The 26152-nt window shown below is 37.1% G+C and carries 22 protein-coding genes and 1 pseudogene; 11 read left to right on the top strand and 12 right to left on the bottom strand.

The genetic code is table 11. The features are described 5' to 3' along the window. Positions 1-19 precede the first annotated feature (19 nt). Entirely contained in the window at positions 20-1057 is a 1038-nt protein-coding gene (locus GJV03_RS05255) for a type IV pilus twitching motility protein PilT (RefSeq protein WP_004722735.1), read from the bottom strand. 445 nt (positions 1058-1502) lie between these two features. Between GJV03_RS05255 and GJV03_RS05250 the strand changes: the two genes are divergently transcribed. The 6 genes from GJV03_RS05250 to GJV03_RS05225 all read left to right on the top strand — a co-directional run bounded on the left by GJV03_RS05250 (position 1503) and on the right by GJV03_RS05225 (position 6632). Continuing rightward, positions 1503-2195 (top strand): YggS family pyridoxal phosphate-dependent enzyme, encoded by a 693-nt coding sequence (locus GJV03_RS05250; protein WP_154129632.1) that lies wholly within the window; start codon positions 1503-1505, stop codon positions 2193-2195. A 122-nt stretch (positions 2196-2317) separates the two neighbouring features. Then, a complete protein-coding gene (locus GJV03_RS05245) occupies positions 2318-3151 on the top strand; it encodes an undecaprenyl-diphosphate phosphatase (RefSeq protein ID WP_154129631.1) in 834 nt (277 codons plus the stop codon). A gap of 205 nt (positions 3152-3356) precedes the next feature. Continuing rightward, entirely contained in the window at positions 3357-4160 is an 804-nt protein-coding gene (locus tag GJV03_RS05240; protein WP_154129630.1) for a thioesterase family protein, read from the top strand. A 296-nt stretch (positions 4161-4456) separates the two neighbouring features. Further along, positions 4457-5248: a hypothetical protein gene (locus tag GJV03_RS05235; RefSeq protein ID WP_034610965.1), complete on the top strand. Its 792-nt coding sequence runs from the start codon at positions 4457-4459 to the stop codon at positions 5246-5248. 164 nt (positions 5249-5412) lie between these two features. Continuing rightward, entirely contained in the window at positions 5413-6168 is a 756-nt protein-coding gene (locus tag GJV03_RS05230) for a hypothetical protein (protein WP_154129629.1), read from the top strand. 56 nt (positions 6169-6224) lie between these two features. Beyond that, on the top strand, positions 6225-6632 hold the full coding sequence (locus GJV03_RS05225) for a hypothetical protein (protein ID WP_154129628.1): 408 nt from the start codon (positions 6225-6227) through the stop codon (positions 6630-6632). 17 nt (positions 6633-6649) lie between these two features. On the opposite strand, the gene GJV03_RS05220 is transcribed toward GJV03_RS05225, so the two are convergent. The 3 genes from GJV03_RS05220 to GJV03_RS05210 form a co-directional block, all read right to left on the bottom strand. Beyond that, positions 6650-10246 (bottom strand): SbcC/MukB-like Walker B domain-containing protein, encoded by a 3597-nt coding sequence (locus GJV03_RS05220; RefSeq protein WP_354666835.1) that lies wholly within the window; start codon positions 10244-10246, stop codon positions 6650-6652. Positions 10247-10255: 9 nt separating this feature from the next. Beyond that, positions 10256-11509 (bottom strand): exonuclease SbcCD subunit D, encoded by a 1254-nt coding sequence (locus tag GJV03_RS05215; protein ID WP_154129627.1) that lies wholly within the window; start codon positions 11507-11509, stop codon positions 10256-10258. Between the two features lie 207 nt (positions 11510-11716). Then, positions 11717-12094, bottom strand: a complete 378-nt coding sequence (locus tag GJV03_RS05210; protein WP_154129626.1) for a VOC family protein — start codon at positions 12092-12094, stop codon at positions 11717-11719. 106 nt (positions 12095-12200) lie between these two features. Here GJV03_RS05210 and GJV03_RS05205 point away from each other — a divergent pair, with 106 nt between their 5' ends. Continuing rightward, a complete protein-coding gene (locus GJV03_RS05205) occupies positions 12201-12830 on the top strand; it encodes a hypothetical protein (RefSeq protein WP_154129625.1) in 630 nt (209 codons plus the stop codon). A gap of 40 nt (positions 12831-12870) precedes the next feature. On the opposite strand, the gene GJV03_RS05200 is transcribed toward GJV03_RS05205, so the two are convergent. The 6 genes from GJV03_RS05200 to GJV03_RS05175 all read right to left on the bottom strand — a co-directional run bounded on the left by GJV03_RS05200 (position 12871) and on the right by GJV03_RS05175 (position 18760). Then, positions 12871-13443, bottom strand: a complete 573-nt coding sequence (locus tag GJV03_RS05200) for a hypothetical protein (protein ID WP_096733358.1) — start codon at positions 13441-13443, stop codon at positions 12871-12873. 17 nt (positions 13444-13460) lie between these two features. Then, positions 13461-14123 carry a DUF2625 domain-containing protein gene (locus GJV03_RS05195; protein WP_004722708.1) on the bottom strand — a complete coding sequence of 221 codons (663 nt, stop codon included), beginning with the start codon at positions 14121-14123 and terminating at the stop codon, positions 13461-13463. 31 nt (positions 14124-14154) lie between these two features. Further along, a complete protein-coding gene (locus tag GJV03_RS05190; protein WP_354666834.1) occupies positions 14155-14895 on the bottom strand; it encodes an NUDIX domain-containing protein in 741 nt (246 codons plus the stop codon). 165 nt (positions 14896-15060) lie between these two features. Continuing rightward, the gene (locus GJV03_RS05185; protein WP_154129624.1) at positions 15061-16557 is read right to left on the bottom strand and encodes a nicotinate phosphoribosyltransferase; all 1497 of its coding nucleotides are present in this window, start codon (positions 16555-16557) and stop codon (positions 15061-15063) included. A gap of 18 nt (positions 16558-16575) precedes the next feature. After that, on the bottom strand, positions 16576-17469 hold the full coding sequence (locus tag GJV03_RS05180; protein WP_154129623.1) for a phosphoribosyltransferase family protein: 894 nt from the start codon (positions 17467-17469) through the stop codon (positions 16576-16578). Between the two features lie 586 nt (positions 17470-18055). Continuing rightward, positions 18056-18760, bottom strand: a complete 705-nt coding sequence (locus GJV03_RS05175) for a nitroreductase (RefSeq protein WP_151956062.1) — start codon at positions 18758-18760, stop codon at positions 18056-18058. 418 nt (positions 18761-19178) lie between these two features. Here GJV03_RS05175 and GJV03_RS05170 point away from each other — a divergent pair, with 418 nt between their 5' ends. Continuing rightward, positions 19179-20423, top strand: a complete 1245-nt coding sequence (locus GJV03_RS05170) for a DcaP family trimeric outer membrane transporter (protein WP_154129622.1) — start codon at positions 19179-19181, stop codon at positions 20421-20423. 548 nt (positions 20424-20971) lie between these two features. Further along, on the top strand, positions 20972-22207 hold the full coding sequence (gene gltS / locus GJV03_RS05165) for a sodium/glutamate symporter (RefSeq protein WP_004819437.1): 1236 nt from the start codon (positions 20972-20974) through the stop codon (positions 22205-22207). Between the two features lie 37 nt (positions 22208-22244). Here the strand turns inward: gltS and chrA are convergent, their stop codons facing one another. Further along, the gene (gene chrA, locus GJV03_RS05160; protein ID WP_154129621.1) at positions 22245-23453 is read right to left on the bottom strand and encodes a chromate efflux transporter; all 1209 of its coding nucleotides are present in this window, start codon (positions 23451-23453) and stop codon (positions 22245-22247) included. A 308-nt stretch (positions 23454-23761) separates the two neighbouring features. Between chrA and GJV03_RS05155 the strand changes: the two are divergent. Both GJV03_RS05155 and GJV03_RS05150 read left to right on the top strand, forming a co-directional pair. Continuing rightward, positions 23762-24577 (top strand): annotated as a pseudogene (locus tag GJV03_RS05155) (patatin-like phospholipase family protein); the annotation flags it as partial. Positions 24578-25011: 434 nt separating this feature from the next. Beyond that, the gene (locus tag GJV03_RS05150) at positions 25012-25533 is read left to right on the top strand and encodes an acyl-CoA thioesterase (protein ID WP_004722691.1); all 522 of its coding nucleotides are present in this window, start codon (positions 25012-25014) and stop codon (positions 25531-25533) included. A gap of 163 nt (positions 25534-25696) precedes the next feature. Here the strand turns inward: GJV03_RS05150 and GJV03_RS05145 are convergent, their stop codons facing one another. Further along, complete coding sequence (locus tag GJV03_RS05145) at positions 25697-26038, bottom strand: hypothetical protein (protein ID WP_154129620.1); 342 nt, start codon at positions 26036-26038, stop codon at positions 25697-25699. Between the last annotated feature and the right edge of the window lie 114 nt (positions 26039-26152).

Here is a 26152-nt window from a genome sequence, read left to right as displayed (position 1 = left end):
TAAACCTCAATAATCCATTTTATAAGAATGATTCTGGTTGTTTTGCTACATTTCTTGCAACTTGAGGACTAATAACACCTTTGGCGACCAGCGTTTTTAAACTCTGATCCAATGTGGTCATACCATAGTTTGCACCGGTTTGAATTGCTGAATACATCTGTGCAACTTTGTTTTCACGAATCAAGTTACGAATTGCAGGAATACCAATCATGATTTCATGTGCTGCAACTCGTCCGCCACCATTCTTTTTCAGCAGAGTTTGTGAAATAACCGCTTGTAATGATTCTGATAACATGGCACGGACCATGTCTTTTTCTTCAGCAGGGAATACGTCAATCACACGGTCAATGGTTTTTGCCGCTGATGTGGTGTGTAGTGTACCGAAAACCAAGTGACCTGTTTCTGCTGCTGTTAAAGCCAGGCGAATGGTTTCAAGGTCACGCATCTCACCAACCAAGATAATGTCAGGGTCTTCACGTAATGCAGAACGCAGTGCTTCATTAAAGCCATGTGTATCTCGATGCACTTCACGTTGGTTGATAAGGCACTTTTTAGATTGGTGAACAAATTCGATTGGATCTTCGACCGTTAAAATATGGTCATAGCGACTGTCATTAATAAAGTCAATCATAGAGGCCAATGTGGTTGATTTACCGGAACCTGTTGGACCTGTTACAAGGATCAAACCACGTGGTAACTCACAAAGATCCTTAAAGATTTGTCCTAAACCTAAATCTTCCATGGTCAATACTTTGGAAGGAATGGTACGAAATACAGCACCCGCACCACGGTTTTGGTTGAATGCGTTGACACGGAAACGGGCAATACCTGGAACTTCAAATGAGAAGTCAGTTTCTAATTGTTCTTCAAAATCACGACGTTGTTTATCATTCATGATGTCATAAACCAGTCTGTGAACTTCTTTATGTTCCAGTGCTGGTAAATTGATACGACGGACCTCACCATCGACACGAATCATCGGTGGCATACCTGCTGAAAGGTGTAAGTCAGATGCACCGTTTTTGACGGAAAACGCCAATAATTCTGTAATATCCATAATGTCCCCGAATAAAAACCTATTTGCCTAGGGGGGTGTAGATTATTCATCTATGCTTGCGACTAAGCCTGTTTTTTAGGGTTACTAGGCGCGAAGTACGAAATTTAGTTATTCTAAATGATGAGAAACATCGTTTCGCAAGGTAACACGCAATAAAAAAACAGTAAAAAACTTAGCTTCGCCTTGCGCTAAGAACAAAGCAATACTTTGTTCTTGCTCAGGTTGTGGCTAAAATTATCTCAAACTGCGTTATGAAATTTGAAAATAGTCTTGCTATTCTCTACATTCCATTCCTTGTTTGCTCAATTTTAGCCTACAACGCAAGCTATTTATGAACGATCAACACACCCTCATTATTTTGTAGAATAATAAGGCCTTTCACTCAGCATAACCAACAATTTCATTGCTTGGAAGCTGAAATTTTTATGAAATGAGAACCTTGTCAATGAATGATCTAAATCAAGCTCGAAATCATGTACTCGCGCAAATTCAGCAGGCCTGTTTGGCTGCAAATCGAGATGTGAGTCAGGTACAGTTGTTGGCAGTTTCCAAGACACATCCAAGTACACTATTAAAAGAAATGTATGCTACGGGTCAGCGTGCTTTTGGCGAGAATTATTTACAAGAAGCGCTCGAAAAAATTGAAGATTTAAAAGATTTAGAGATCGAATGGCACTTTATTGGTCATGTGCAGCGCAATAAAACCAAGCATCTTGCTGAAAAGTTTGCGTGGGTGCATGGAGTTGATCGTTTTATCATTGCAGAGCGTCTCTCAAATCAACGAGAAGCTACTCAAACGCCATTAAATATTTGCTTGCAAGTCAATATTGATGCACAAGACAGTAAAGATGGTTGTCAGCCTGATGATGTGGCAGATCTGGTGAAACAAATCAGTCAATTAAAGAATTTAAAGTTACGTGGTTTAATGGTGATTCCTGCACCTGATCATCCGCAAGCATTTAGTGATGCAAAGCAATTATTTGATCAGGTTAAAGTTCATCATGCGCATGCTGAAGATTGGGATACGTTGAGCATGGGGATGTCTGGAGATATGGTGGAAGCCATTGCCGCAGGGTCAACCATGGTACGTATCGGGACGGCTTTGTTTGGTGCACGAGATTATTCAAGTCAGCGTTAAAGGTTGTAGCGAAATCGGCGAGGAGGCTGACTTAATTTTCGCTGGGTGTAAGTTTATTTTAATTTAGATTTAATGCTGTAAACGTATAAGGCATCAATAATTCTAATCCGTTGAGATTGTTGATGACTATTTTTCATGTACTTATTCTTGCCATCATACAAGGGTTTGCAGAACTGCTGCCTGTATCCAGTTCAGCGCATGTGATTGTGGCTGAAAAATTGATGGGTTTTGACCCATCAGCGCCTGATATGACGTTTTTATTGGTGATGCTACATACAGGAACCATGTTTGCGGTCATTGTGTATTTTTGGAAGTCTTGGCGCACAACCTATTTTTCGTCATGGGATCGTTTTAAAAAACAAGCATGGTTTGTGATTGTTGCAACAGGCATCACGGGCGTACTTGGATTAGCGTTGCAATCGATGATCAAACATGTTTTTTTTGCTGGGGCAAACCACTTTGAAATTGAGCAATTGTTTAGCAATTCAAAATTAATGGCTGCTGCTTTAGCTTCTGCTGGTGTATTGATTATTTTATCCTCTCGATTAGATCGTGGACAGGCTGGTGATGTGACGATGAAAAGTGCGGCATGGATTGGTGCAGTTCAAGCTTTATGCTTGCCGTTCCGTGGTTTTTCACGTTCAGGTGCAACAATTTCAACAGGATTATTCTTAGGTGTCGCTCGCCAAAAAGCGGAAGAGTTTAGTTTTGCCTTGGCAGTGGTGTTAACCCCAGCGGTGATTGTAAAAGAGCTTTATCGATTGCTACATGCCGAGAATTTTCAAAGTATTCATTTAGCTCAACTGCTTTTACCCAGCATGTTTGGGATGCTGTTTAGCTTTATTGCAGGTCTTGTTGCTTTAAAATGGCTATCGAGTTGGCTTGAACATGGCCGCTGGCATTTCTTTGGTATTTATTGTCTGATTTTTTCAGCTGTCGTTTTACTCATCGGTTAAATATAGGCTTTCAAATACTGACTTTTCAATATGTCACTCTTTTTAATATCTCACTTTAAATTTAAGCGTTCAATCCAGTGTGAAAATATTGAACGCTATGGGTCATTTTTCCTATTAGTATTAGACTTCTTTGCTTAAGTCGAGTACAAAAATAATGCGGAATTATATGTATAGCGAATGATTTTTAAGAGTGATAGGGAAGTTTATGTCTGCATATTATCAATTGATTCAGCGTCATATCGATGAGCAGGGTGTAGTGACTGCACATTATCAATCGACACATCATGCTCAAGGGGCTTGGAATGCGCATGAGCAACATATGGCACCAGCGACAGGGGTTATTTGTGCTGAATTAGAGCAGTTTTCACCTCGAAATGATGTTCGAATTGGTCGTATAAGTTTAGATATTCTTGGATTAATTGCGGGTGGTGAATTTTATATTCGGACAAAAGTGATTCGTGCTGGCAAGACCATTGAACTGATTGAATCCGAAATGGTCACACAAGGTAAAATAAGCATTGTGGCGAGAACTTGGCGCATGATGACCAATAATAGTCAAATTGTTGCAGGTTTAGAGGATCAATCTATTGGTACGCCTGAACAGTTACCAATTTGGGATGAAATACGTCAATGGCCTGGTGGCTATATTCATTCGATTGAAGCAAGGACTGAGCAACGTCGACAAGGAGCTGGTATTGTGTGGCTTAGCAATACTTTGGATATGGTTGAAGGTCGACCGACATCGTCATTTGTGAAGTTAATGGGAATGGTCGATACTGCAAATGGTGTCGTGGCGAGACAAACACCCCCTTTTAATTGGGGCTTTCCAAACTTAGATTTACAAATTCATTTATATCGTTTGCCTCAAGGTCAATGGTTAGGTTTAGAAACCGTACAACAATATGGTGACGATGGTATTGGTTTAACCAGTTCCGTCTTACATGATATTTATGGGCCATTTGGACGTAGTGAACAGATTCTAACTCTAAGACCTATACAAGCTGAGTAGTTGCATCAATGAAATCAAAAACTGTATTTCTACATACAGTTTTTTGATTTGTGTTGGTATTTATTCTTTTGAATAGTAATTAGATTTTTACATTGGCTAAGATAAATCACTATAAAAAAACAATTCTATGTACTGGTAAAATGAAGCTGATGAGTATCCGTTTAAGCATTTGGAATTTACTTTAGGGCAAACTATTCAGTTAACTTTTTTAAAATATACTCAACAATTCTAGATGTAATATGATCCTCAATTTGACTATACTGATTTGAATAAAATTTAAAAACTGGAAATAGAATATGTATAAATCCAAACTATTATTATGGTTATGTCTTTGTGCTTTAATCAGTGCTTGTAGTACTGCAAAATATTCTTCAACTCAGGATGCTACTTCGCAAGAAATCGAATCTGCACCTTCACCTACCTCAGCAACAGCTAAGGCTGCACCAGCGCCAATTTCCAACCAAAATCGAGTAAAGTCGGAAGAGCGTTTGGGAACGAAATGGGGAGATGACGTGAGTTCGTATGTGACTCAAGTTGATTTAAAACGTTTAAGTAGTCATCCTATTGATGAAACTCAAATTCGTTATGCCAGTAAGCAATTTTCAGGACGCAGTATTAACAGCATTTCTTTAGCCGCTGGAAAAATTAGCTTTTCTGTTGTGGATGATCGTGGGCGAATTTTACCACTGTATCGCGATGGTGAGCGTTATTATCTCTCAGCCCGTGATGGACAAAGCTATCAATTGCGTTATGCCAATACCAGTAGCCAAACCTTTGAAGTTGTTGCAAGTGTCGATGGCCTAGATGTTCTTAATGGAAGTAAAGCTTCACGTTCAAATAGTGGTTATGTGTTAAGACCTTATAGCTCATTTGCGATTGAAGGTTTTAGAAAAAGTAACTCATCTGTAGCTTCATTTATTTTTAGTAAGCCAAATGATGCTTATGCTGCCAACTCTGCCAGTGGTTCTATTCAAAATACTGGTGTGATTGGTACAGTGGTGTATGAGTTAAAAGCACCTAAATACGATCTACCCAAAAAATCTAAGGATACTTATGCGCCCGCACCAAATGCCTTTCCTGCGGATTAATTAAAAATATCAAAACGAGAGAGGGGGATATTATCCCTCTTTTTTTGAGATGTTATAATGTTACATAATTGCAATAATTTAAAAATAGCGCAGTCAAAACAGCTGCGATATTATGACTTTGATAATAATCTACGTAACTTATAAACTTTAAAATAGGTTTTATAATGAAAAATATAAATATATTTCTCTGCCTTTTGTTGTGTATTTTTCTAGCTGCATGTTCGAAAAAATCAGATGAAAGCGCATCACAATCTCAAACCGAAGCGACCAGTGCAGATGCAGCCGCTGAAGCAGCCAACAATCAAGTTGCAGCTGACGAAAAGTTAGGCACAAAGTGGGGTGATGAAATTGATTCACATGTGACTGAAGTGCAGTTAAAGCGTAAATCTGATTCACCTCTTGCTGAAACTATCGTGCAATATGCAGATAAGAACTACAAAGGTAAAACAGTCAATGCAATTTCTATAGCTGCAGGAAAAGTGAGTTTTTCTGTTGTAGATGATCGTGGAAACCGAATTCCAATGTATCGTGTTGGACAAAGCTACTATTTGTCAGGGCGTGAAGGGCAAAGCTATCAACTTCAGTATGAAAATAACACAGCGAAAACCTTTGAAGTGGTTGCAAGTGTTGATGGTGTAGATGTCATTGATGGCAGTGAGGCGTCCCGAAGCAATTCCGGTTATGTCTTACATGCACATGATTCTTTAAAAATTGAAGGTTTCCGTAAGAGTGAATCTGCTGTTGCTTCCTTTACTTTTAGTAAGCCTAAAGATGCGTATGCTGCGAACTCAGAGAATGGTTCAATTCAGAATGCTGGTGTAATTGGTACAGTTTTATATGAGTTGGAAGCACCAGAAGATGAGGCTAAACCCGTGAATAAATATGCACCTCCACCAAATGCATTTCCCGCAGATCGATAAAGAATAAAGTAAAGAAGTGCTTATAAGCACTTCTTTTTTAATTATTTGGAAGAATAATGAAAAGTATTAAATATTTACTATCAATTCTATGTTTATTGGTTACATCTTTAATTCATGCAAATACAAGTGCAAATCTTGAGCTGAACAAAGCGATTGTTTCAGAGCAAAAGACTTATCAAGCGTTTAAGGAGGTTTTTGAATCCCTTGTTGCATCTCTCATGGGTTCAATTGCGAATACGGCTCAAGATGATAATATAATGAGCGCGCATAGGAGATGTGTTCATCAACAGCAAATCGTTAAAATGTTGTTGAATAATCAAAAGTATAAAGAGCAATTCGATCAAGAGTTTGCTGAAGATCAGCGTACATTTGATGAAGCTTTGAACGGTTTTAAAAATTCAGTGACTGCAATGAAACCTTATTGCGATAAGATACAAGCAGAATACGATAAAAATTTAAATTAAGAAGTGTGAGTTAAACACTAACTCACCACTTCAATCGTACTTGCACCCGCCCCTAAAGGGCGCACTTGAATTTGCACAGGAATACGTTCATGCATTTCCTGTATATGTGAAATCAATACAACTTTACGCCCTTGATTCTGCAATTGATCTAATGCATTCATGACCATATGTAAAGAAGATGCATCCAATGTTCCAAAACCTTCATCAATAAAGAGCGATTCAATTTTCATTGAACCCGATGCCATATTGGCAATTGCCAAAGATAATGCAAGGGCAGTCAAGAACGACTCCCCCCCTGAAAGTGAGGCAACAGATCGGGTTTCACCATCCATATCATGGTCAATGATCGCAAGGCTGAGTGAGTTGTCTAATCGCTTTAAGGTATAACGTTGAGACAACATCGCTAATTGTTGGTTGGCATGTTCGAGTAAAATATCCAGATTATACTGTTGTGCATAATCACGGAATTTCTTACCGGTCGCATCTCCCATTAAGCCTGAAATTTTGCCCCAGCGATGTTCTTCCTGTTGTACTTGTTGAATCTGATCAGCAAATTGCTTTTGCTTAGTAACATTTTGCTGATGCAATTCAAGTTTGAGTTTTAACTGATCGCGGATTTCAAATTGGGTTTTTAAAGCATTCACATTATCCAAAATCAATTGTTGTAGCTGTTCAAAATCAATTTCGGGTTGATGGAGCTTATGTTCGATTAATTGCTCTTGTATGGTGTTAAGTGCTGAGTTGGCCTCATTTAACATTCGTTCAGCATGTTGCAGTTGTTGGCGAATCTGTTGTTCTTGTACCGCCGTGATTTGAGCCAAGTGCTCTAAATCATCAGGCTGAAAAGCTGGATGCTGAGTGAGCCATTGCTGAATATCCTGATTCACTTGATTGAGGCTATTCTGATTGTGTTGTTGCTGGGCTTTAAGTTGTTCGAGCTGACTTTTTTCCTGCTCAAATTGATTGCGTAATTGGTTAAAACTTTGCTTTTGTTGTTGGTAAAGCGTCTGGGTTTTCTGGTATTCATGCTCATACTGAGTTAACCATTCATTCGGCTTAACCTCTGTTAATCCAGTCATGCTATGAATGAGTCGATTTGCCAATTCTGTATTTTGTTGCCCTTTTAGTTTTATCTCGTTCAAGCTGTGAGCAGTTTCAGAAATCTGTTTGGTTGCATTCGCTATATTGAGTTGAGCTGTATTGAGTTGCTGTAGATATTGATCATGCTGTTTCGACAATAACTCAAATTGTTCAAGTTGTTGTGTACGCGTATTTAATTGACTCAAGATATGTTGTGCAGTCTGTACGCTGTGCTGTTGCCAGGTATCTTTTTCACGGTCAGCTAAGCAATTGACAATATGCTGAACCTGATTGTGTAGGTTATTGGCATTTTGCAATAGATGTTCAGTTTGCTGAATGCTTTGACTTAATTGCTGCTGAATTTTGATGTTTTGAACGCATTGCTTAGATTGCATTTCAAACTGTTGAATATCAAGCTGATATTGCTGGGTAAGTTGCTCCAATTGCTGCTTGATTTCAGATTGTGTCTGAGTTAAGTCCACTGGGATTTGGGCAGATTGACCTTGTTCAATACATTGGTGTTGTGTGATCGTGATTTTTTCAGTCACATTTTGAAGAGTAGTCTTAAGCTGTTGCTGTTCGACACTCAATTTGGTCAAGTCTTGTTGAACCGCTTGCCAAAAGTTAAAGGTTTCTTGTTCTTTGAGCGTGGCTTGTTGTTCCTGTTGCTGTTGTAGCTCAAACAGTACTTTAGATACAGCAGAATCATCAAGACGATAAGGATGAGAAATGCTTCCACAGACAACACAAGCTTGACCATCTACTAATTCAGCTCTTAAATGTTCTACATTTTCAGCATGTAATAAGCGTTGTTGTTGTAAAACCTCTTGCAGTTTTAAACGAGCTTGTTTCGCCGTTTGAGCATCTTGCTCAGCCTGTATTGTGGTTTTTTCAAGTTGTTGAAATTGCGCTGAGCAATGATTCAATTGGTTATTAAGCTGCTGGGATTCAATCTTTAATTCAAAAAACTGGGCTAATTTTTGTTGTAACGTAGCCAATTGGTTGAGTTGGCTCAGTTTCGATTCACGTTGTTGGCGTGTTTGTTCAAGCTGAGTTTCAAGTTGCTCCGCAGTTCCAAATTGATGAATTGAATCTTGTAATTGTGTTTTTTGCTCAATTAATCTCGTTTCAGCTTGAGACAGATTCCCTAATTGATTTTCAATAGATTGATAGTGCTGAATAAATTGAGTTAACTGTTGCACATGTGCAGTTAAACCTTTATCCAAACTTGAGAACTGTTGAGTGTCTGCAAGTTGCTGATTTAAAATATTTCGTTTTTCTGTAATCTGCTGAATATGATGTTCTAGTTGTTGTTGTTGATTGAGTAGTGGAGTTTTAGACGATTCTAAATCATTTAATCTGGTCTGAATTTTCTTAAATTCGACCCCAATAAAATCCCGCTCCTGAATACATTTCCGTACTTCACTCAAAGACTCACGATGGGTATTTTCGAAATTTTGTTGTTCAGTTAAAGTGCTTTCAGTTTGGAGAAAACGGGTCTTTTCAGTGTCAAATTGAACTTGTAATGCATCAAAAAGCTGTTGTTGTTTTTGAATTTGTGGTGCGAGTTGCTGTTCGGTTTTTATCAGTTGTTGCTTTTGAAAAATGCAAGAGCGAATCTCTGAGAATATTTCTAAACGATTTAAACGTTCACGCTCAGGGATTAAGCCTTGTTGGGTTTGTAATTGTGTATCAAGCAACTGTTGCTTAACGACAATTTCATCATTCAGTTTTTGTTTACGCTCAAACCATTGCTGTTGTTTTTCAAGTTGCGATTTTTCATCTTCAAGTTTTTTATAGTCTTGATTGATGTGTTGGAATTGTATGTCTAATTCAGCGGCATCTTCCTCAGAGAGGAGTTCAATATGGCCGAGAAGATTTTCCAATTCCTTACGTTTTGATGCCACCAATTTGGTTTTTTCGTAGGCCAATTGACCGACTTTTCCAAAAATGGATGAATTGGTTAAATACTCAAGTAATTCACCACGTTCATTGTCACGTGCTTTTAAGAAGGCTGTTACTTCGGACTGTGCCAAAAGAACTGCACGGGTAAATTGCTCAAAACTCAGTTGGGTAATTTTATAGATCGCTGATTCAACAGCTTTGGCTTTATCTGCTACTACTGTTCCATCAGTTAAGCATTTTAAATAGCGTTGGACACTTTGTAGTTTTCCATCTGCTTTTTCACGGGAACGTTTAAGTTCCCAACGTGCCAAATAATGCTTTTGGTCTTGTGCCACAAAACATAATTCAGCAAAGCCGTGTGCGGTACCACGGCGTAGTACAGTCAGTGGTGAGTTGGTTAAAAGATCAGAGCCATCAACATCCTGTAATTTACCATCACTGTCTTTTAAACGTGGGATTTTATTAAACAGAGCAAGGCACATGGCATCCAAAATGGTTGATTTTCCTGCTCCTGTTTTTCCAACAATCGCCACTAAACCTGCTGAAGCTAAAGGTTCAGATTCAAAATCTATAAAATGTTCACCCGAAAGAGACGCGAGATTTTTGAGTCGTATAGATAAAATTTTCACGGCAAACTCCTATGCGTCATGTTGATTTTCAAGCGTTTTTTCGGCTTCTTGTAATAAGCTTAAAAAATCTTTCAAGACTGCATCATCATTGGTATAGCCATTTTTTTCCCAAAGTTGTTGAAAGAGTTTTTCTGGTGTCGGTGGTTCCAAATTGATTGAAGTAATTTCATCGCTATTTTTTTCTGATGCGAAGTATTGTCTTGAGATGCGAACTAAGCGGTAACGGCTTTTAGGCAAGGCATCTTCAAATTGTTGGCGCAAATTGGCCGGAGGTGGAACATCGGTATGGTATTCAATATCGACATATTCACGCTGATCAATATTTTCAATTTCACCGCTTGCTAACGCCTTTAATTTGGCTAAAACTTCATTCAATTCCCCTTTAATTTTATGCAGTTGTACACTACGGGGAATAAATACACTTTCAAATGAAACCCGTGACTCATCTGTTTTAAGCGGGTCAATATTAACGTCGACAATTTGGTGTTTATAATTGATTTCACTAAAGGATAAGGGAATAGGCGAACCACTATAACGGATATGTTCCTGACCAACTTTTTGTGGTTTATGTAAATGTCCGAGCGCAACATAATCAATGCTATCTTCAAACAATGTGGTAGACAGTGCTTCCTCATTGCCAATGATAATAGGCCGTTCAGAATCAGAGGTTTCCCCGCCTTGCATATGGGCATGTGACATTAGAATGAGTGCTTGATTATCCGTCTTTCTTTTTCGTACTTCAGAAATCACCTGTTGATGTAAATAGGCAATGGCATTTTGACTGTTATTGGTTTGTTCATTAAAGCCAGTAATTTCGGCTGGGCGTAGAAATGGTAAGCTTAGGCACCAAGCAATAATATTTTTTTGTTCATCATAAATTGGAATCAGTAAACGATCTAAATCAATTTGACCAAGCTCGTTTTTATGAATCACACCGACTGTTTTGGCGTGATATTTTTCAAGTAAGGGCTCAACCTGTTCAATCCGATAACCTGAATCATGATTACCTGCAATCATTAAGGTTTGCATATGTGGGGCAAGATGATGTGCATTGGCTAGGAATTGATAGAGCTGTTTTTGCGCAGCAGATGCAGGATTGATGACATCGAATATATCGCCTGCAATCAATAGGGCATGGGGTTGCTTTTCTTTGATTTGAGCTAATAACCACGCTAAAAATTGCTCATGTTCATACTGGCGAGAATGGTTATAGAAGAATTGTCCCAGATGCCAGTCTGAAGTATGAAGAAAGCGTACAGTCATTAGTTGGATAAGCCTTACAGAATTTAAAATTAAGGTAGCACAAATTGAATGCTTAAATCAGCTGTAAGGCCTTAATCACTTAATATGATCTGTATTTTTTATAAAAATTCTTAAAAATATTCGCTATCTTTTAATCTCAACTGTTTCATACAGCCGAATATAGACTGGTTTTCTCAAACATTCATTTAGATTTTCAATCAATCAAGCTTATTTTGCATTGGGATCAACTTGGACTAATCCAAAGGTATTATGATCTGCATCTAAAAAATAACCTTGCCAACATTTATTGGGAATAGCAAATTTCTCCATTGCTACTTGCCCACCCAAAGCTAAAATTTTTTCAGCAGTCGTATCAAAATCTTCAACTTCAAAGGAACAGGTAAAGGCATTGGTTCCACAATGGGTGGGTGGTGTTTGAGCTGGACGCTCCAATAAGCCACCATGTATGTTGGCTGTTTCAATTTGAAAATATTGAATGGGTAGACCGTCAACTTTGCTAAATTTCCAACCGAAAACTTCATGATAAAATTTAACTTCACGCTCAGGATTTGAAGACTGAATTTCAAAGTAGCTTAATGTGTTCATTGTTATTGTCCAATTTTAAATGTTTTGATTAAGATAATAGAATTTGCAAAGTTGTGATGTATAAATATTGAAAATGAAAGAATGAGGCAATTAAAAGTGATGTGTTATGGATAAAGAAAAATTGCATGAATTACGCACAAAAATTACCATTTCAATCTCAGATGCTTGCGCTTTATTAAAACAATATGATGAGATAGAACATTGCATACAAGTTTATCATCAGCAGAATATTGAAAAAATTTGTGCAGCAACAGATTGTGAGGCGGAGCTTGCTCAAGAGTATTATGATGATCCTAGATATCATCACAATCTTGAAAAAATCATTCAAAAAATTAATGAATTTAATCAACGCACAATCAAATTGAGCATAGATGAAAATCCAAAATATGTTGATAAAGTGGGTTTCTTTATTTGGGCAGAAGATGAAAACTTAGAGAGGATACAAAATAAAGGCAATAGAACTTATTTTATTCCGCAAGATGATTTTGCTTATGTCATTAAAATATTTAGATCTTTATTTCCGTTGTTTAGCCCACTGAGAAATGAATTTGAGTGTAGTTTTGATCCTTGTTCAGATAACTATTTTGATCAAAATGCCATACAAGACATTATCTTAAAAATTAAAGATCTGCATTTTAACGAGAGCAAAGTGATGAGTTTTTTAGAAAAACTGGTTTGTTGTTTAGAGGAAAAAATAAAAATAGGAACTTATGTCGTTATTTTTGGAAATCAATAAATGAAATTAAAACGGCAGTTAGAAGTCGATGTGAAGTGATTTAGTGATGTCGATAAGTTAAGACAAAGCTTTTAAGCTTATTTAAAATTTTATAACCAATAAAATCGTTAAAATTTGGATATTTAATCCGATAATACTCATTCCAATAGCTGACAATTCTACTTTGAGTCGTTTGGTCATATTTTGGATTTTGCAGCATAAATGCTGCAAAAAGTCCTTGATTATTTGCATCTAGAATCGGTTCAATGGCCTCTAAAATTTCTTGAACATATTCACCCAATAACTGAAAAATGAAAGGGATCATAAAACTTGTAAGGTCAGTTTTAATGAGTCTTTCGAGCGCTCTTTGCCGAACAAAACCATTGTGATGGCGAGTAAGAATACACCATAGAATTTGACGTTGTGTTAAAGAAAAATTATGAAACTCAATACATTGTAACTGAGTTATATAGATCCTTGATGGTACAACGATATGTTCGTGATGAATCAACACTTCGCATTGAGAGCTTTCATGAATTTTTATTTTTTTACTTTCTAAGTATTTTGATATTACTAAAACATCATCTAATAGAGCTTTAGGAAAAGCTCGGATTAACTTTAGATGATTGCTCACGGATTTGCTGCTCTCAGTTATTTTAAAGTCGGTGCAAAATGAAAATCATAACTCTCAGAAATAGGAATAATTTTTTTATCCACTTGTTCGATATCCTTACCTTCTTTGGTAAATAACATGGGCATAAAACTAAAGACTTGGTTGCCATTGAGACTTTGAAGATCTGTCTGCCAGTTTTGCCAACGGAATACTTGATAAAACTGAGCAATATCTCCATTGAATGCCCAAGTCAAAAATTCTGAATAGCTCACATCAAGATTTTCCCATACCAATGTATCTGGGGCAAAATAGTAAATCTTTCCAATTGCTTCACCTAATTTTCCATTATTGATAGCAAAGTAACCCCCTAAAACATCATCAGCAATCAGTAGATAGGTTAGCTCCAGATCAGATTGATGAAACGTTTTATGATGATTCCATTCAGTAATACCACGATCTAATTTTGGATGTCCTGAAGCTAAAATTCTCAACCATCCATGATCAATCAGTATTCCACCTGTTTCATAAATAATTGAACCCATAGGTGAACGTGTTGTGACTTGAATGCTCAGTAACTCTTGTTCAGCTCTTAATTTGTTCTTGGGTAAAACTTCAATATGGTTGGTGGCTTGAGTCATCCATTCTTGTACCAATATCCAGCCTGAATCTTCAATATTGATTAATTGTTCTAAAGTTTTCATTGTTCGCTGTTATCCAAATAATACAATGAGCTTAAGTGGTTTCCCTCGGATACTCCAAAATTCGAGGAAAATGGAAATCATAACTTTGTAGTGCAAACTTATACAATTGAGCAGGGCGTTTTCCCGCAATTTTAGTTTGGTCTGTTTCCTCAACTGCGCCAGCTTCAATCATACGCCGTCTAAATGACTTCTTCTCTAAGCTTTGTCCCAAAATAATTTCATAAATCTGCTGTAGCTCAGTCAAAGTAAACAGTTGAGGCATCAAACTGACTGGTAAGGCTGTATAACGTGCCTTACTACTTAAACGGTCAACAGCCATATCTAAAAGCTGTAAATGATCAAAAGCCAAGTCTAATTTTTTTGCCTCAGTAATTGAAACCCACTCGCTATATTCATTTTGTTCAGTGGCAATGTGTTGAAATGCTTTGAAATCAATCAGGGCAAAATATAAAGCTGTTACAGCCCACCCACGAGGATCACGTGTTGCATTGCCAACCGTCGCAACTTGTTCCAAATGCGGTGATTGAAGTCCAGTTTTTTCAACCAATTTACGATGTGCTGTTGCCATCAAATCTTGATCTTTAGACAAATCGACAAAACCGCCTGGGAGTGCCCATTTATCTTTTTGTGGGAAATTAGAACGTTTAATCAATAAAACCTGTAGTTGACCCGCATCAACAGAAAAAATCGCCATATCCACTGTAAGTAATGGGGATTCATAGTCCTTTTTATTATAGTTAGAGAGAAATTCCTGTTCAGAGTTAAAGGTCACTGTAAGGCTCACTTAATTTTATTAAAGTAACGGATTGTGTTGGATTATTGCAGGGTGGAAGAGATTCGCCAAGTAGAAAATATGTTTAGCAAGAATGAGATTGGCAATGGTGCAGCTTAAGCGTAGAAACCTTGCGATAAAAAGCAAGGTTTCTACAAATGGTTGTTATAACTGATTTGTCAATCGCTCCCGAATTTCATTCAAACGACACGCTCGAATCAATTGCCCATTTTCAAACACCATTTTTAACTCACCTTGTTGCTCTTGTTCCATGGTTTGCTGATCAAATAACACAAATCCATCTTCAGTTTTTTCTACACGAAGTAAACCTTTGGCAGATTTCTTTATACCAGAATCAGTGATCGGATCTTTAAATAATTCACGTGGAACACCGTTGACTTGTCCCCAAGTGGCTTTAACTGCAAAACCAAATGTGTCACGTGTTAAATAGTTATAAGTATAACTACCGATGCCAAAGACCAGATTATTTGAAGCATAGCCCTTCGCTTCCAGCCCTTGAACAATATTTAAAGCACGTTCCAAAGTAATCGAGTCACCATAAATCAAACCAACACGCTCATTTAAAACTTTATAGCCTTGATCTGTTTCGGTTCCGCCAAAGATTTCCCATAAACATTGCACAGCGCCTTTATAAGCTGGACTGCCCATTTCAGCTTCAGGGTCACCGCAAATGATTTTTACAGGATCACCAGAGTCAGGACGAAAAACCAATTTAGCCAAACCTAAAGCATTTGGCTGGCGAGCTAGAATTTCGTCTTTTAACTCCACAGTAAATTCTGTAATCACTCGCCAAAAATCCCAAGTATCCGATACGATACTGACCACACCTGATGGATAAAGCTCAGTGATTAAACCTCTAAAAGTTTCAATTTCATTGTCTTCACTGCCCATACACATCACACTATGTTCGGTTGCTGGAACTGAAACACCTACAATGCCGTCTGCATCGTAATATTCTTCTGCATAATCAATCGCTGAAACTGCGTCTGTACCGATAAAGCTGGTTAAATGTCCTACACCATTTTGTGTGGCATCATAAATCCCACTCATGCCGCGACTGCTAAAATCATGGCCTTGTACAGCAACGAAGTCTAAAGGTGCACCTGTTTTAATCGCATATGCTGTCAGTAAGCGTTTGTATTCAAATGCAATCGTTGCTGTCGTACAACTTTTCCATAATTCAGCACTGAGTACTGTTTCTAAGTAGTTGGTTAACCAAAAGAACTCAGGTAGGGTATTTACAATAGTGAGTACAGGTACTTTTATATTGACACGACTGCCTTCTTCTAGCGCCTTGATTCGGATTGGTAAATAGCCTAAGTCATATAAAGCTTCGATATGATCGACTGGTACTGCGCCGTCACCCAATGCGTTATCCATTCTACGTTTATATCTAGCTATGACTTTTGCCTTATCTTGTTGGAAAAAACCTTCATTCCAAGTCTCGATCAAAAAGTGTTTGATAAAGCCTTGTAAGCCAAAGAACACGATTTTATCGTCGAAATCAGGCAACATTTTTGCTAAACGAGAAGATCGTGGCGTGAAATTGGCATAAACATATTCTGTGCCAGCAGGGTACTGACGTCTGTGATCTGCTTTATAAAAGTCGATTGCATTCAGTGGATTGATTTTTAAGCTCATTCTTATTCTCCAAAATAATTAAAATGAATTGAAACGACTAAATGAAATGACGTTTAAATTTGGGTGTTCAGTTTGTGGAAAGCTCGTCGTGGTAAAAATTTGGTCAACCAAGCCTTCAAATACGTGCATACCTTTACTAAAGATCCCGTGAGTCACATACAAAATCACATGTTGGCAATTTAATTTTTTTAACTCTTGTGCAATACCAATAAAAGTTGCACCACCATCACAAATATCGTCCGTGATCACAGCTGTTTTGCCAGTTAAATCAGTTGCATTGACTTGAGCATTCTGAATTTTTCCTGTGACGGCATCACGTTTTTTTTCACAGTAGACCATTTCGATTTCGTGATCCCTTAAGCTATTGATGACTTTGGCAATCATTTTGGTCCGTTGTTTTGCACCTGCATCTGGACAGATTAAAACGGTGTCTTGAGCAATTAAAATGTCTTGTAACTTTGAATTTTGCAGAATGATTTCACTTGGTTGAACATTCTCAATCTCAAAAAAATGGGTGTTTTCATTTAAAAGTTTTTCAGTAACACAACTATGTGCATCCCAAACTTTGATTGATTTACGCTGTTGTGGAAATTGCTCAGTATTGATATTTAATAATTTTGTCATCAGTTCTAATGAGAATGCCTGTCCCATCGCACAGATTCGATCTTGGCGTGCGTATGGGAAATAGGGGATTTCCAAATCAATTTCTAAACCTTGATTGAGTAATACATTTTCAATTAACAAGTAATCCATCAAATCTTGCGTGTTACTGATTTTGGCTTGAATCTGAATTTGCCCTTTCAATGTTTTTAATGTATCTGCTGAAATTTGAACATGTCGTTCGCCACCCGCAAACTGGATATTTTGAATAGGGATAATCTTGTTATTTGAATCTTTGACTTGGATAGACATGTTATTTATACCTATAAAGTGGCTTATTGCCAATACATATATAGTGTCATAAAGCCTATTTAATTATCAATATTACTTTACAAAAGATTACAAACTGCGGTTTTAGAGACCATTAAAATGAATTTATTTTATTAAGTATTTGTTTTTATTGTATAATTTTAAATGGGTGGGAACATGCTGATTTTTAATGCTGTCTATTATTCGAGATTTAACAGGTTTTAATCCCTAGACATTTATTATGTAAGAAAAAGCAGGGGATCGCTAAAAGACGATAGCTATATAAAGACAGCTACGATAAAAAGCCCTTAGTATAAGAAAACATGTACTTTAACAAGCCAGGTGGGATGATTCATTCGTTGAAATATGCTTGTATCAACTGATACAGAAGAATAGATTTTTTAAAAATTAAAAAAATGATTATGTGAAGTAAATCATATTGGTATTGAAAATTCCTTCTCCACCTTTGGAGAAGGTTAGGATGAGGAACGTTTATGTTGAACTCAGATTTAAAAACGCTTTTGAAAGAAGCCGAATAAAAATATTTTAAAATGACTTAAATTATTGAAGGCAGTTAAATAAAGCTGCTCTAATCCAAGAACACGGTAAAGTTTTCAACAGGTTCACGCGGGGTAATAAATGTATTTACCATATGATCTGGATCGGCATAACCCAACACAACAGCACAGACTAACTCTTCATCATCAGGCGCATTGAGTACCTCTAAGACGATACGATGAAAATGATTCCATGCAGCTTGAGGGCAACTGTCTATACCGCGAGCTTTGGCTGCAATCATGACATTTTGCACCATCATGGAAATGTCCATTTTAGCGCCAGTCCCCATAATTTTATTTACAGTAAAATACAGCACAACAGGCGCATCAAAAAGCTGATAATTCCTTAAATGTTGTGCAGCCATTTTTTCTTTTTCACTTTTTTGAATTGCTAAAAGTCCATATAGCCCCCAACCATTTTCACGACGACGATCAATAAATGGTGAAATCCAAGTGGTCGGGTAGTATGAAAAACTCGCTGTATGCTGATCAGCAAGTTCTGGTCGAGTAAATAATTCGATTTGAGCAGCACAAACTCGGTCAATCATTTCTTGGCGTTTATTGCCTGTGACTACATATACTTTCCACGGTTGGGTATTTGCTCCAGATGGTGCACGACATGCAACATTTAAAATATCTTTAATAATGGCTAAATCGATAGGTTTATCCAAAAAAGCACGTACTGAATGACGGCTTGTAATTACTTGATCTATCACTTGAACCTGTTCGAAAAACATAAAAATCCTTTAATGGTCTAGTTTTCCATCAAATAAACTATATACGATAGTCGTAGAAGCGTTATATTCATTTTTTGAAATTTTAGCTAAGCCTTAGATTATATAATGATTATAGAAATACTAATCTGAAAAAAGAATTGAAATTAAAGTCTTATTCGATAAAACTGATTTAATAAAGGGGTTGAGTTACGCTAGATTACAAAGGTGTAAGAATTATACACAAATTGTTACTTTTGGGTTTTAACTTAGTTTCAACGCTTTCATAATTTAATAGCAAGCATATATGTGCAAAGTTTTTTTTATGTGGTGTCTGAGAAACTACTGAAGAAAACAAGAAAAATTGATTTTTTAGCAAAGTATTGGGGTTAAAAGATCAAATTGTACGGATGCACATCATAAATAAGGCTAGGAGTATTTCATGAGTCTATTCACAAATCGCAAGTCATTGATCGTCAAAAGTTTAGCATTAACAGTAACAGCTTTGATGGTAAATACAGCTCAAGCTGCTACTGACAGTCAAGAGATTCAACAATTACGCAATGAAGTTCAAGAATTAAAAGCACTTCTTCAACAGCAACAGCAGCAAGTAAGATTAGTTGAATCTAAAGTTCAAGCAGCTCCATCTTCTTCTTCAGTTGGCTTAAAGTCTAAGTCTGGTGCAGATATCAATATTTATGGTTTTGTTCGTGGTGATGCGAACTATATCATTGAAGGCGGTGATGACGACTTCAACAAAATCAGTTCAACCAATGGTGAAGCGAGAGATAAACTCCGCGCGACAGCAAAAACTACACGTATCGGTTTAGATTTTAATACGCCAGTAGGTGATGCTAAAGTTGGTGGTAAAGTTGAAGTTGACTTTGCAGGTAATGGTGTAAATGAAAACCTTCGTATTCGTCATGCTTATTTAACCTATAACAACTGGTTGTTCGGTCAAACAACATCTAACTTCTTGTCTAGTCACGCACCAGAAATGATTGACTTTGCAACTAACGCTGGTGGTGGTACTACACGTATTCCACAAGTACGTTATGCATACAATTTGGCACCAACTACAAAATTATTGGTTGCTGCTGAAGAAGGTAATAGTGCTGGGGCTACAGGTACAGCAGTTAAATATAGTCTCCCTGTGTTAACAGGTAAAATTACACAATCATATGCTGATGGCAACGGTAATGCATCTGCACGTGTCTTAGTAGAAAATTATAAAGATAATAATGCAGGCAAAGACAAGACTGGTTGGGGTGTTGCACTTGGTACAGACTTTAAAGTTGCAGATCCTTTAAAACTTTTTGCTGATGCATCTTATGTGGTTGGTAATAGCAATTACCTATACGGAAGTAACAATGCGTATTCTGTTGTAAATGGTGATATTGAACAGAATGAATTCACTGCACTTCAAGTGGGTGGAACATATAAAATTTTACCTAACTTGCGTTCAACTTTAGCGTATGGTGCATTGTTTGCTGACAATGGTACTGATTTTGCCAAATCAAACCAAACTGCAAATGAAAAAATTCAACAAGCTTGGTTAAACGTGATTTATTCACCAGCTAAACCGATTGATTTAGGTATTGAATATATCAACGGTAAGCGTGAAACTTTTGCGGGTCAATCTTATAAAGATAACCGTGTAGGTTTAATGGCGAAATACAATTTCTAATTTTAACTTAGAAATTTATTGATCCAAAAAGCCGAGGAATGATCCTCGGTTTTTTAATACCTGAGTATTCATATTAAAAATAATCATCAAATCAATATCATTTCAAATAATGAATAATATTGTAAAAACATAAGACATTTGCTTAAAAAAATGCATAATTAACCCACTTTTTTTCTATGTTCATATTATCGTATAGATAAATGACCTGTTTTGGCCTGTTCTTGTAAAGCGAATGACTTATGAGGACTGTATTTCTCATTGTTTGATGAAATGATCTTTTATCAATAATAGGAGTAACATCATGACCATTTTCTTTTCTAAATTTTTGCAGCATTGCAATTCTGTTTATATCTAATCGCTAATGTATTTATCGCGATGAGCCTATTTGATTTTCAATGTTGAAAATCTGCATTTTATTTTAATTTTTTGTTGTATATATCAGGCAATTAGGTAATCACCAAATCTGAGTGATTTTAAGTCTGCTACTATGGAATAGCATTTCTATATCTATACAACAAAAAATCTAGCCAAAGAATGGACAATTACTTATGGAATTTTCTTTTAATGCCTTCTATACGTTGATTGCAGCGGTCATCGTATTGTTATTGGGTCGTTTCCTGGTCAATAAGATTGATTTTCTCCGTAAATATAATATTCCAGAACCTGTTGCTGGGGGACTTGTTGCCGCAATTTTGTCTTTACTCATCCATAATTTCTGGGGCTATAGCATTACCACGAGTAGTGAATTGCAAACCAGTTTCATGTTGGTATTTTTCGCTTCGATTGGTTTAAGTGCAAACTTTGCAAAATTAAAAGAAGGCGGTTTTGGTTTAGTCGTTTTTTTAATCTGTGTTGCCTCATTTATTGTCGTACAAGACTTTGTTGGGATTGGGTTGGCAACGGCCATGGGTCTAGATCCGCTGATTGGTTTGATTGCGGGTTCAATTACCCTTACAGGTGGACATGGTACAGCAGGTGCTTGGGGTGAGATTTTAGAAACCCAGCATGGTATCCAAGGTGCATTGGCTTTGGGTATGGCAAGCGCAACCTTTGGTTTAATTATTGGTGGGATCATCGGGGGTCCATTGGCCAAGCTACTAATAAACCGTTATCAGTTATCTAATCCAAAGACACAAAAAGAAGTGGATGAGACCAATCAGCAAGCTGTTTCTGATCTTGGTGAATATGTTCCCTTTGAATATCCACATCAAGTCCGTTTGATTACTGCAGATAATGCGATTACAACATTGGGACTTTTTGCAGCATGTCTGGCTTTTGCTGAATTCATGACAGGTTACAGTAAAGGACAATGGTTTGAGCTGCCAACATTTGTTTGGGCACTCGCTGGCGGTGTTATTCTTCGAAATGTACTCGAAGGCATTTTAAGAGTTAAAATGTTTGATCGTGCGATCGATGTGTTTGGTAACGCAGCATTGTCACTTTATCTAGCGATGGCTTTACTTTCATTAAAACTTTGGCAATTAGCAGATTTAGCCGGGCCATTGGTGATTATTCTGAGTGCGCAAACATTAACGATGGCTTTATATGCTGCTTTCGTGACATTCCGTGTAATGGGGAAAAATTATGATGCAGCGGTATTGGCCGCAGGGCATTGTGGTTTTGGTATGGGTGCAACACCGACAGCTGTTGCAAATATGCAGGCCATTACCAATATGTACGGTCCTTCACATAAAGCATTTTTGATTGTTCCGCTTTGTGGTGCTTTTTTTGTCGACTTAATTAATGCCACAGTGATTCAGCTAATTCTAAAATTTATCGCTTAAATTTTAGATTTAACAAGCCAGTGATATCACTGGCTTTTTAAATGAAATTCAGCAAGGCATAATGAATAAATAAAAGACTAGGAATACTGATAAAAATTGAAATTTTAAGTTTTAGACTTAACAGCATTAAACAGGCTGTGAGAATATCTAATGGATTGCCCATGGTTTTTTGTAGCATGGGGACAATCACAGACAGGATAAATCCAACAACTGCGGCATTGATGAGCATTACAGAATTTTCAATATAACGATTCTCAAGTTGCTTAGACCAGTAAGGCAAAGCTAAAAAAACTAAGAAAAAAGACGGCAGAAAGATCAACAGTGTTGTTATGGCAGCATTAACAATGGGAAATGTTGTAAGGGGCAAATACGCACCAAGATAACTGGCAAAGCTAAACAGTGGCCCTGGCATAAATTGCGCAAATGTGTAACCTAATTCAAAGTTTTGTTTGCTGATTAGACCTGTATCGACCAAATCTTGATGAAGCATGGGAAGAACTACATGGCCACCACCGAAGACCAGAGCGCCTGTTTTATAAAAACTAAAACTGGCTTGAAAGAGCAGTTTGTTGGAAAAAAGCATGGCTAAGCACAAGGCTAAAAAAATTGAAATAAAGCCAATCAACCAGATTGAATGATGACGATGAGCGATTGGCAAGACCTTAAAATTTATATGCTGCTTTGCGATAGTAAGATCATTTGAATCCTTTTGAATATATGCAAATCGCGTCATTAAAATGGCTAAACAACCAGTACCAAGGATAATCGTAAGTTGTATCCATGCATTGGAAAATAGGAGCAGTAGCACAGTACTGACAAGCATTAAGGCAACTTGTAATTTGGTTCTACAATAGCTTTTAAACATCTGAAAAAAAGCAAAGACGATAATTGCCAAGATGATCGAATGGATTGTTGAAAATAAGGTTACATTAAAAATTGGATGATGTTGAATGAATCGTGCTAAGCCAAACATTAGCAATGCTGAAGGGAGGGTAAACCCAATCCATGCAGCAACTGCGCCTAAATATCGATGTTGCAAATAGCCGATAGCCATGCCCATTTGACTACTACTTGGGCCTGGCAGTAGTTGGGTGAGTGCAAGCAGTTGAGCATACTGCTGCTCATTTAGCCAATGCTTTTTCTCTACAAAAGTCTGTTTAAAAAACACTAAATGTGCGGCTGGACCGCCAAAGCTACTACAGCCTAATTTTAAAAAAATCCAAAAAATTTCAAAAAGTGTGGGCATATTTTTAGGATTATTTTAGACATTGATTTTTATAATCTAATCGAAAATCATGACAGAATAAATAAATACAACAGCAAATCATTGCTAATTATGCTTATATACATGCGAATTTAGATTGTGCCATGATCTGAGAGTATATGTCATTGTTAAAGAAAACCTTAGCTTCTTTGTTTTGTGGTTTGTTACTAACTGCATGTGCACACACACCCGAAAAAAAATCGCAAGCCAGTAGATTAGCACCACAGCAAGTTTTAGAAGCCTCTTCGCGATTGGACAATACTTTTTATCAGTACAAACAGTTATCAAAGAAAAAACCTGTGATTGCTTTGGTTTTAGGCAGTGGGGGCGCGCGTGGTTACGCCCACATTGGTGTAATCGAAGTGCTGGAACAACATGGTATTAAACCTGATTTTATTGTTGGAACAAGTGCGGGAAGTATTGTTGGTTCAATTTATGCCAGTGGAAAATCGCCTGAACAATTACGCCAAATTGCACTCAATATGAAAGTGGGCGATGTGCGCGATTTCAAAATTGGGATGAAAGGTTTTTTTGATGGGCAAAAAGTTGAAGATTATGTCAATAAGCAAATCGATCAGATGCCTTTGGAAAAAATGAAGATCCCGATGTATGTGGTTGCTACAGAATTACAAAATGGTGAAAAAACAATTTTTAATTATGGCAATACTGGGCAGGCTGTGAGAGCTTCTGTATCTATTCCAAGCATGTTTATTCCCACCAAAATTAAAGGTAAGGAATATGTCGATGGTGGTTTAGTTAGCCCAGTACCTGTGAATATCGCCAAAGAATTAGGTGCAGATATCGTGATTGCGGTGGATATATTGGCGCAACCAGTTAACACGGAAACCACGAATGTCTGGGGACTGTTTAATCAAAATATCAATATCATGCAAAATAGATTAGCCGCAGAAGAATTAAAAAATGCAGATATTGTGATTCAGCCAGATTTGCGCGAAAAAGCGCATATTTTTGATGTAAAAGGTCGTCAGGATACCATGCAAGCTGGAATCGATGCTGCCAATCAACGTATGCATGATCTAGATGTGGTTATTGCCAGTAAGAAAAGTCTTGAAACTGCTCAGCAGCAATATCAAGTTCAAAACTAAGATCAATCGTAATAGATCCATTTAAAAATATTATACTTTTATCACTGTATGATTATTTGAATAAGGATGATGTGCTATTTCAGTAATCACTTTATTGAAATCTATGATGATTAAATTTGTTAAGTCTAAAAAGTGAAAATTGTGATACAGCCTAATATAATTTTAGAAACCATTCCTGTAAACACTGAACATTGTTATCAAATTTAATGCCAATTATCGGATCAACAGCGGCTTAAATATGGCAAGATTGCAGCGGAAATATTGTAAAAAATAGAAAATGATTGATAAACCAATAAGATATACCTCAAATAAATGACTAGGTTTATAATCATAAATTGAGAGAATGGTCAATTGCCGAATTAAACATGTTTTTTAGCTGAAAAGATATATAATAATAGGCTTAAATCTCCTGCCAAAATAGAGTCTAGAATACGATGTCTCCATTAGATCAAATGATCCCAGCTACAGATGACCAGTCAGAATTAACCATGTCCGTTTTGATGACCCCAGATATGGCAAACTTTTCAGGTAATGTACACGGTGGAACCATCCTTAAGCTACTTGATCAAGTTGCTTATGCATGTGCAAGTCGTTATTCAGGAAGTTATGTTGTGACACTTTCAGTCGATAAAGTGAATTTCAAAGAGCCAATTCATGTGGGTGAAATGGTCAGCTTCCTTGCCAGTGTCAACCATGTTGGTCGTACCTCCATGGAAATCGGGATTCGTGTTGAAGCACAAAATATTCAAAAACGTACAGTACGTCATACCAACAGTTGCTATTTCACCATGGTGGCTGTAGATGAAAATGGTAAACCACAACAAATTCCAGCTTTAAATCTGGATAATGATTGGAAACGCTGTCGTTTTGAAGCGGCTGAACAACGTAAAGTGGCGCGTTTACAAGAAAATCATCATCCTTCTTGCAGTATCTATAAAAAAGCTTCAAATGGTTAATTGATTAAGTTTCCCCCTCATTGCCAATGAGGGGGGCTTTAGAGAGTCTCAAAATTTAAATGAAATGTGGTTAGCGTGATACGCTATATTTGCCAACACTAAGCTATTGACGCTTAAACATAGATTCAAAAGATAAAAATTTGATAAAGACAGAGCAGTACTTTTAATTGACTTTGTTAAGAACACGTCCATCTACAGTCATGCTCCATGTCCCATTGGCAGTTTGTTGCGGTGCTTGAGAAACTTTAAACTCAGTTGAAAGTGGTCCAATGCCAGCACTAAAGTTATTGCCTTCAAATTTAGAAATTGGGGCAGATACAGATGAACTTGAATTAGGTTGTTTATTGCTATATTCAACACGGCCTTCAGGTGTAATCATCAAATTTACACTGCCATCCTCACTTTGCCACGCGCCTGAGTAGTTTTGCTTATCTGTCGGTAACGGTTTGCTACATGCAACAAGTAGGGTGCTGATGACGCCTAAACCGATCAGTTTTTTTAACATTTTAGATTCCTCGTTAGTCTTGATATGTCAGGTTTTAGTTATAAATTTATCAATTTTACAAACTGATTTAAGTGCAAAATAGTATAGCTGAATTATTCAATAATTCGAATTAGA

Source organism: Acinetobacter sp. RIT698, assembly GCF_009668065.1.
GTDB classification, from domain to species: domain Bacteria; phylum Pseudomonadota; class Gammaproteobacteria; order Pseudomonadales; family Moraxellaceae; genus Acinetobacter; species Acinetobacter guillouiae.
Note: the sequence above shows the minus strand (reverse complement) of the source record. Positions and strands in the feature narration are given on the sequence as shown.

What these genes read in the sequence shown, in the direction of transcription:
- GJV03_RS05215 (WP_154129627.1), bottom strand. Translation starts at nt 11,509, where the DNA reads ATGACTGTACGCTTTCTTCATACTTCAGACTGGCATCTGGGACAATTC.
- GJV03_RS05180 (WP_154129623.1), bottom strand. Translation starts at nt 17,469, where the DNA reads ATGTCTATCCAAGTCAAAGATTCAAATAACAAGATTATCCCTATTCAA.
- GJV03_RS05150 (WP_004722691.1), top strand. Translation starts at nt 25,012, where the DNA reads ATGTCTCCATTAGATCAAATGATCCCAGCTACAGATGACCAGTCAGAA.
- GJV03_RS05195 (WP_004722708.1), bottom strand. Translation starts at nt 14,123, where the DNA reads ATGAAAACTTTAGAACAATTAATCAATATTGAAGATTCAGGCTGGATA.
- GJV03_RS05240 (WP_154129630.1), top strand. Translation starts at nt 3,357, where the DNA reads ATGTCTGCATATTATCAATTGATTCAGCGTCATATCGATGAGCAGGGT.
- gltS (WP_004819437.1), top strand. Translation starts at nt 20,972, where the DNA reads ATGGAATTTTCTTTTAATGCCTTCTATACGTTGATTGCAGCGGTCATC.
- GJV03_RS05250 (WP_154129632.1), top strand. Translation starts at nt 1,503, where the DNA reads ATGAATGATCTAAATCAAGCTCGAAATCATGTACTCGCGCAAATTCAG.
- GJV03_RS05170 (WP_154129622.1), top strand. Translation starts at nt 19,179, where the DNA reads ATGAGTCTATTCACAAATCGCAAGTCATTGATCGTCAAAAGTTTAGCA.
- GJV03_RS05210 (WP_154129626.1), bottom strand. Translation starts at nt 12,094, where the DNA reads ATGAACACATTAAGCTACTTTGAAATTCAGTCTTCAAATCCTGAGCGT.
- GJV03_RS05175 (WP_151956062.1), bottom strand. Translation starts at nt 18,760, where the DNA reads ATGTTTTTCGAACAGGTTCAAGTGATAGATCAAGTAATTACAAGCCGT.
- GJV03_RS05225 (WP_154129628.1), top strand. Translation starts at nt 6,225, where the DNA reads ATGAAAAGTATTAAATATTTACTATCAATTCTATGTTTATTGGTTACA.
- GJV03_RS05205 (WP_154129625.1), top strand. Translation starts at nt 12,201, where the DNA reads ATGGATAAAGAAAAATTGCATGAATTACGCACAAAAATTACCATTTCA.
- GJV03_RS05230 (WP_154129629.1), top strand. Translation starts at nt 5,413, where the DNA reads ATGAAAAATATAAATATATTTCTCTGCCTTTTGTTGTGTATTTTTCTA.
- GJV03_RS05145 (WP_154129620.1), bottom strand. Translation starts at nt 26,038, where the DNA reads ATGTTAAAAAAACTGATCGGTTTAGGCGTCATCAGCACCCTACTTGTT.
- GJV03_RS05185 (WP_154129624.1), bottom strand. Translation starts at nt 16,557, where the DNA reads ATGAGCTTAAAAATCAATCCACTGAATGCAATCGACTTTTATAAAGCA.
- GJV03_RS05255 (WP_004722735.1), bottom strand. Translation starts at nt 1,057, where the DNA reads ATGGATATTACAGAATTATTGGCGTTTTCCGTCAAAAACGGTGCATCT.
- GJV03_RS05245 (WP_154129631.1), top strand. Translation starts at nt 2,318, where the DNA reads ATGACTATTTTTCATGTACTTATTCTTGCCATCATACAAGGGTTTGCA.
- GJV03_RS05235 (WP_034610965.1), top strand. Translation starts at nt 4,457, where the DNA reads ATGTATAAATCCAAACTATTATTATGGTTATGTCTTTGTGCTTTAATC.
- chrA (WP_154129621.1), bottom strand. Translation starts at nt 23,453, where the DNA reads ATGCCCACACTTTTTGAAATTTTTTGGATTTTTTTAAAATTAGGCTGT.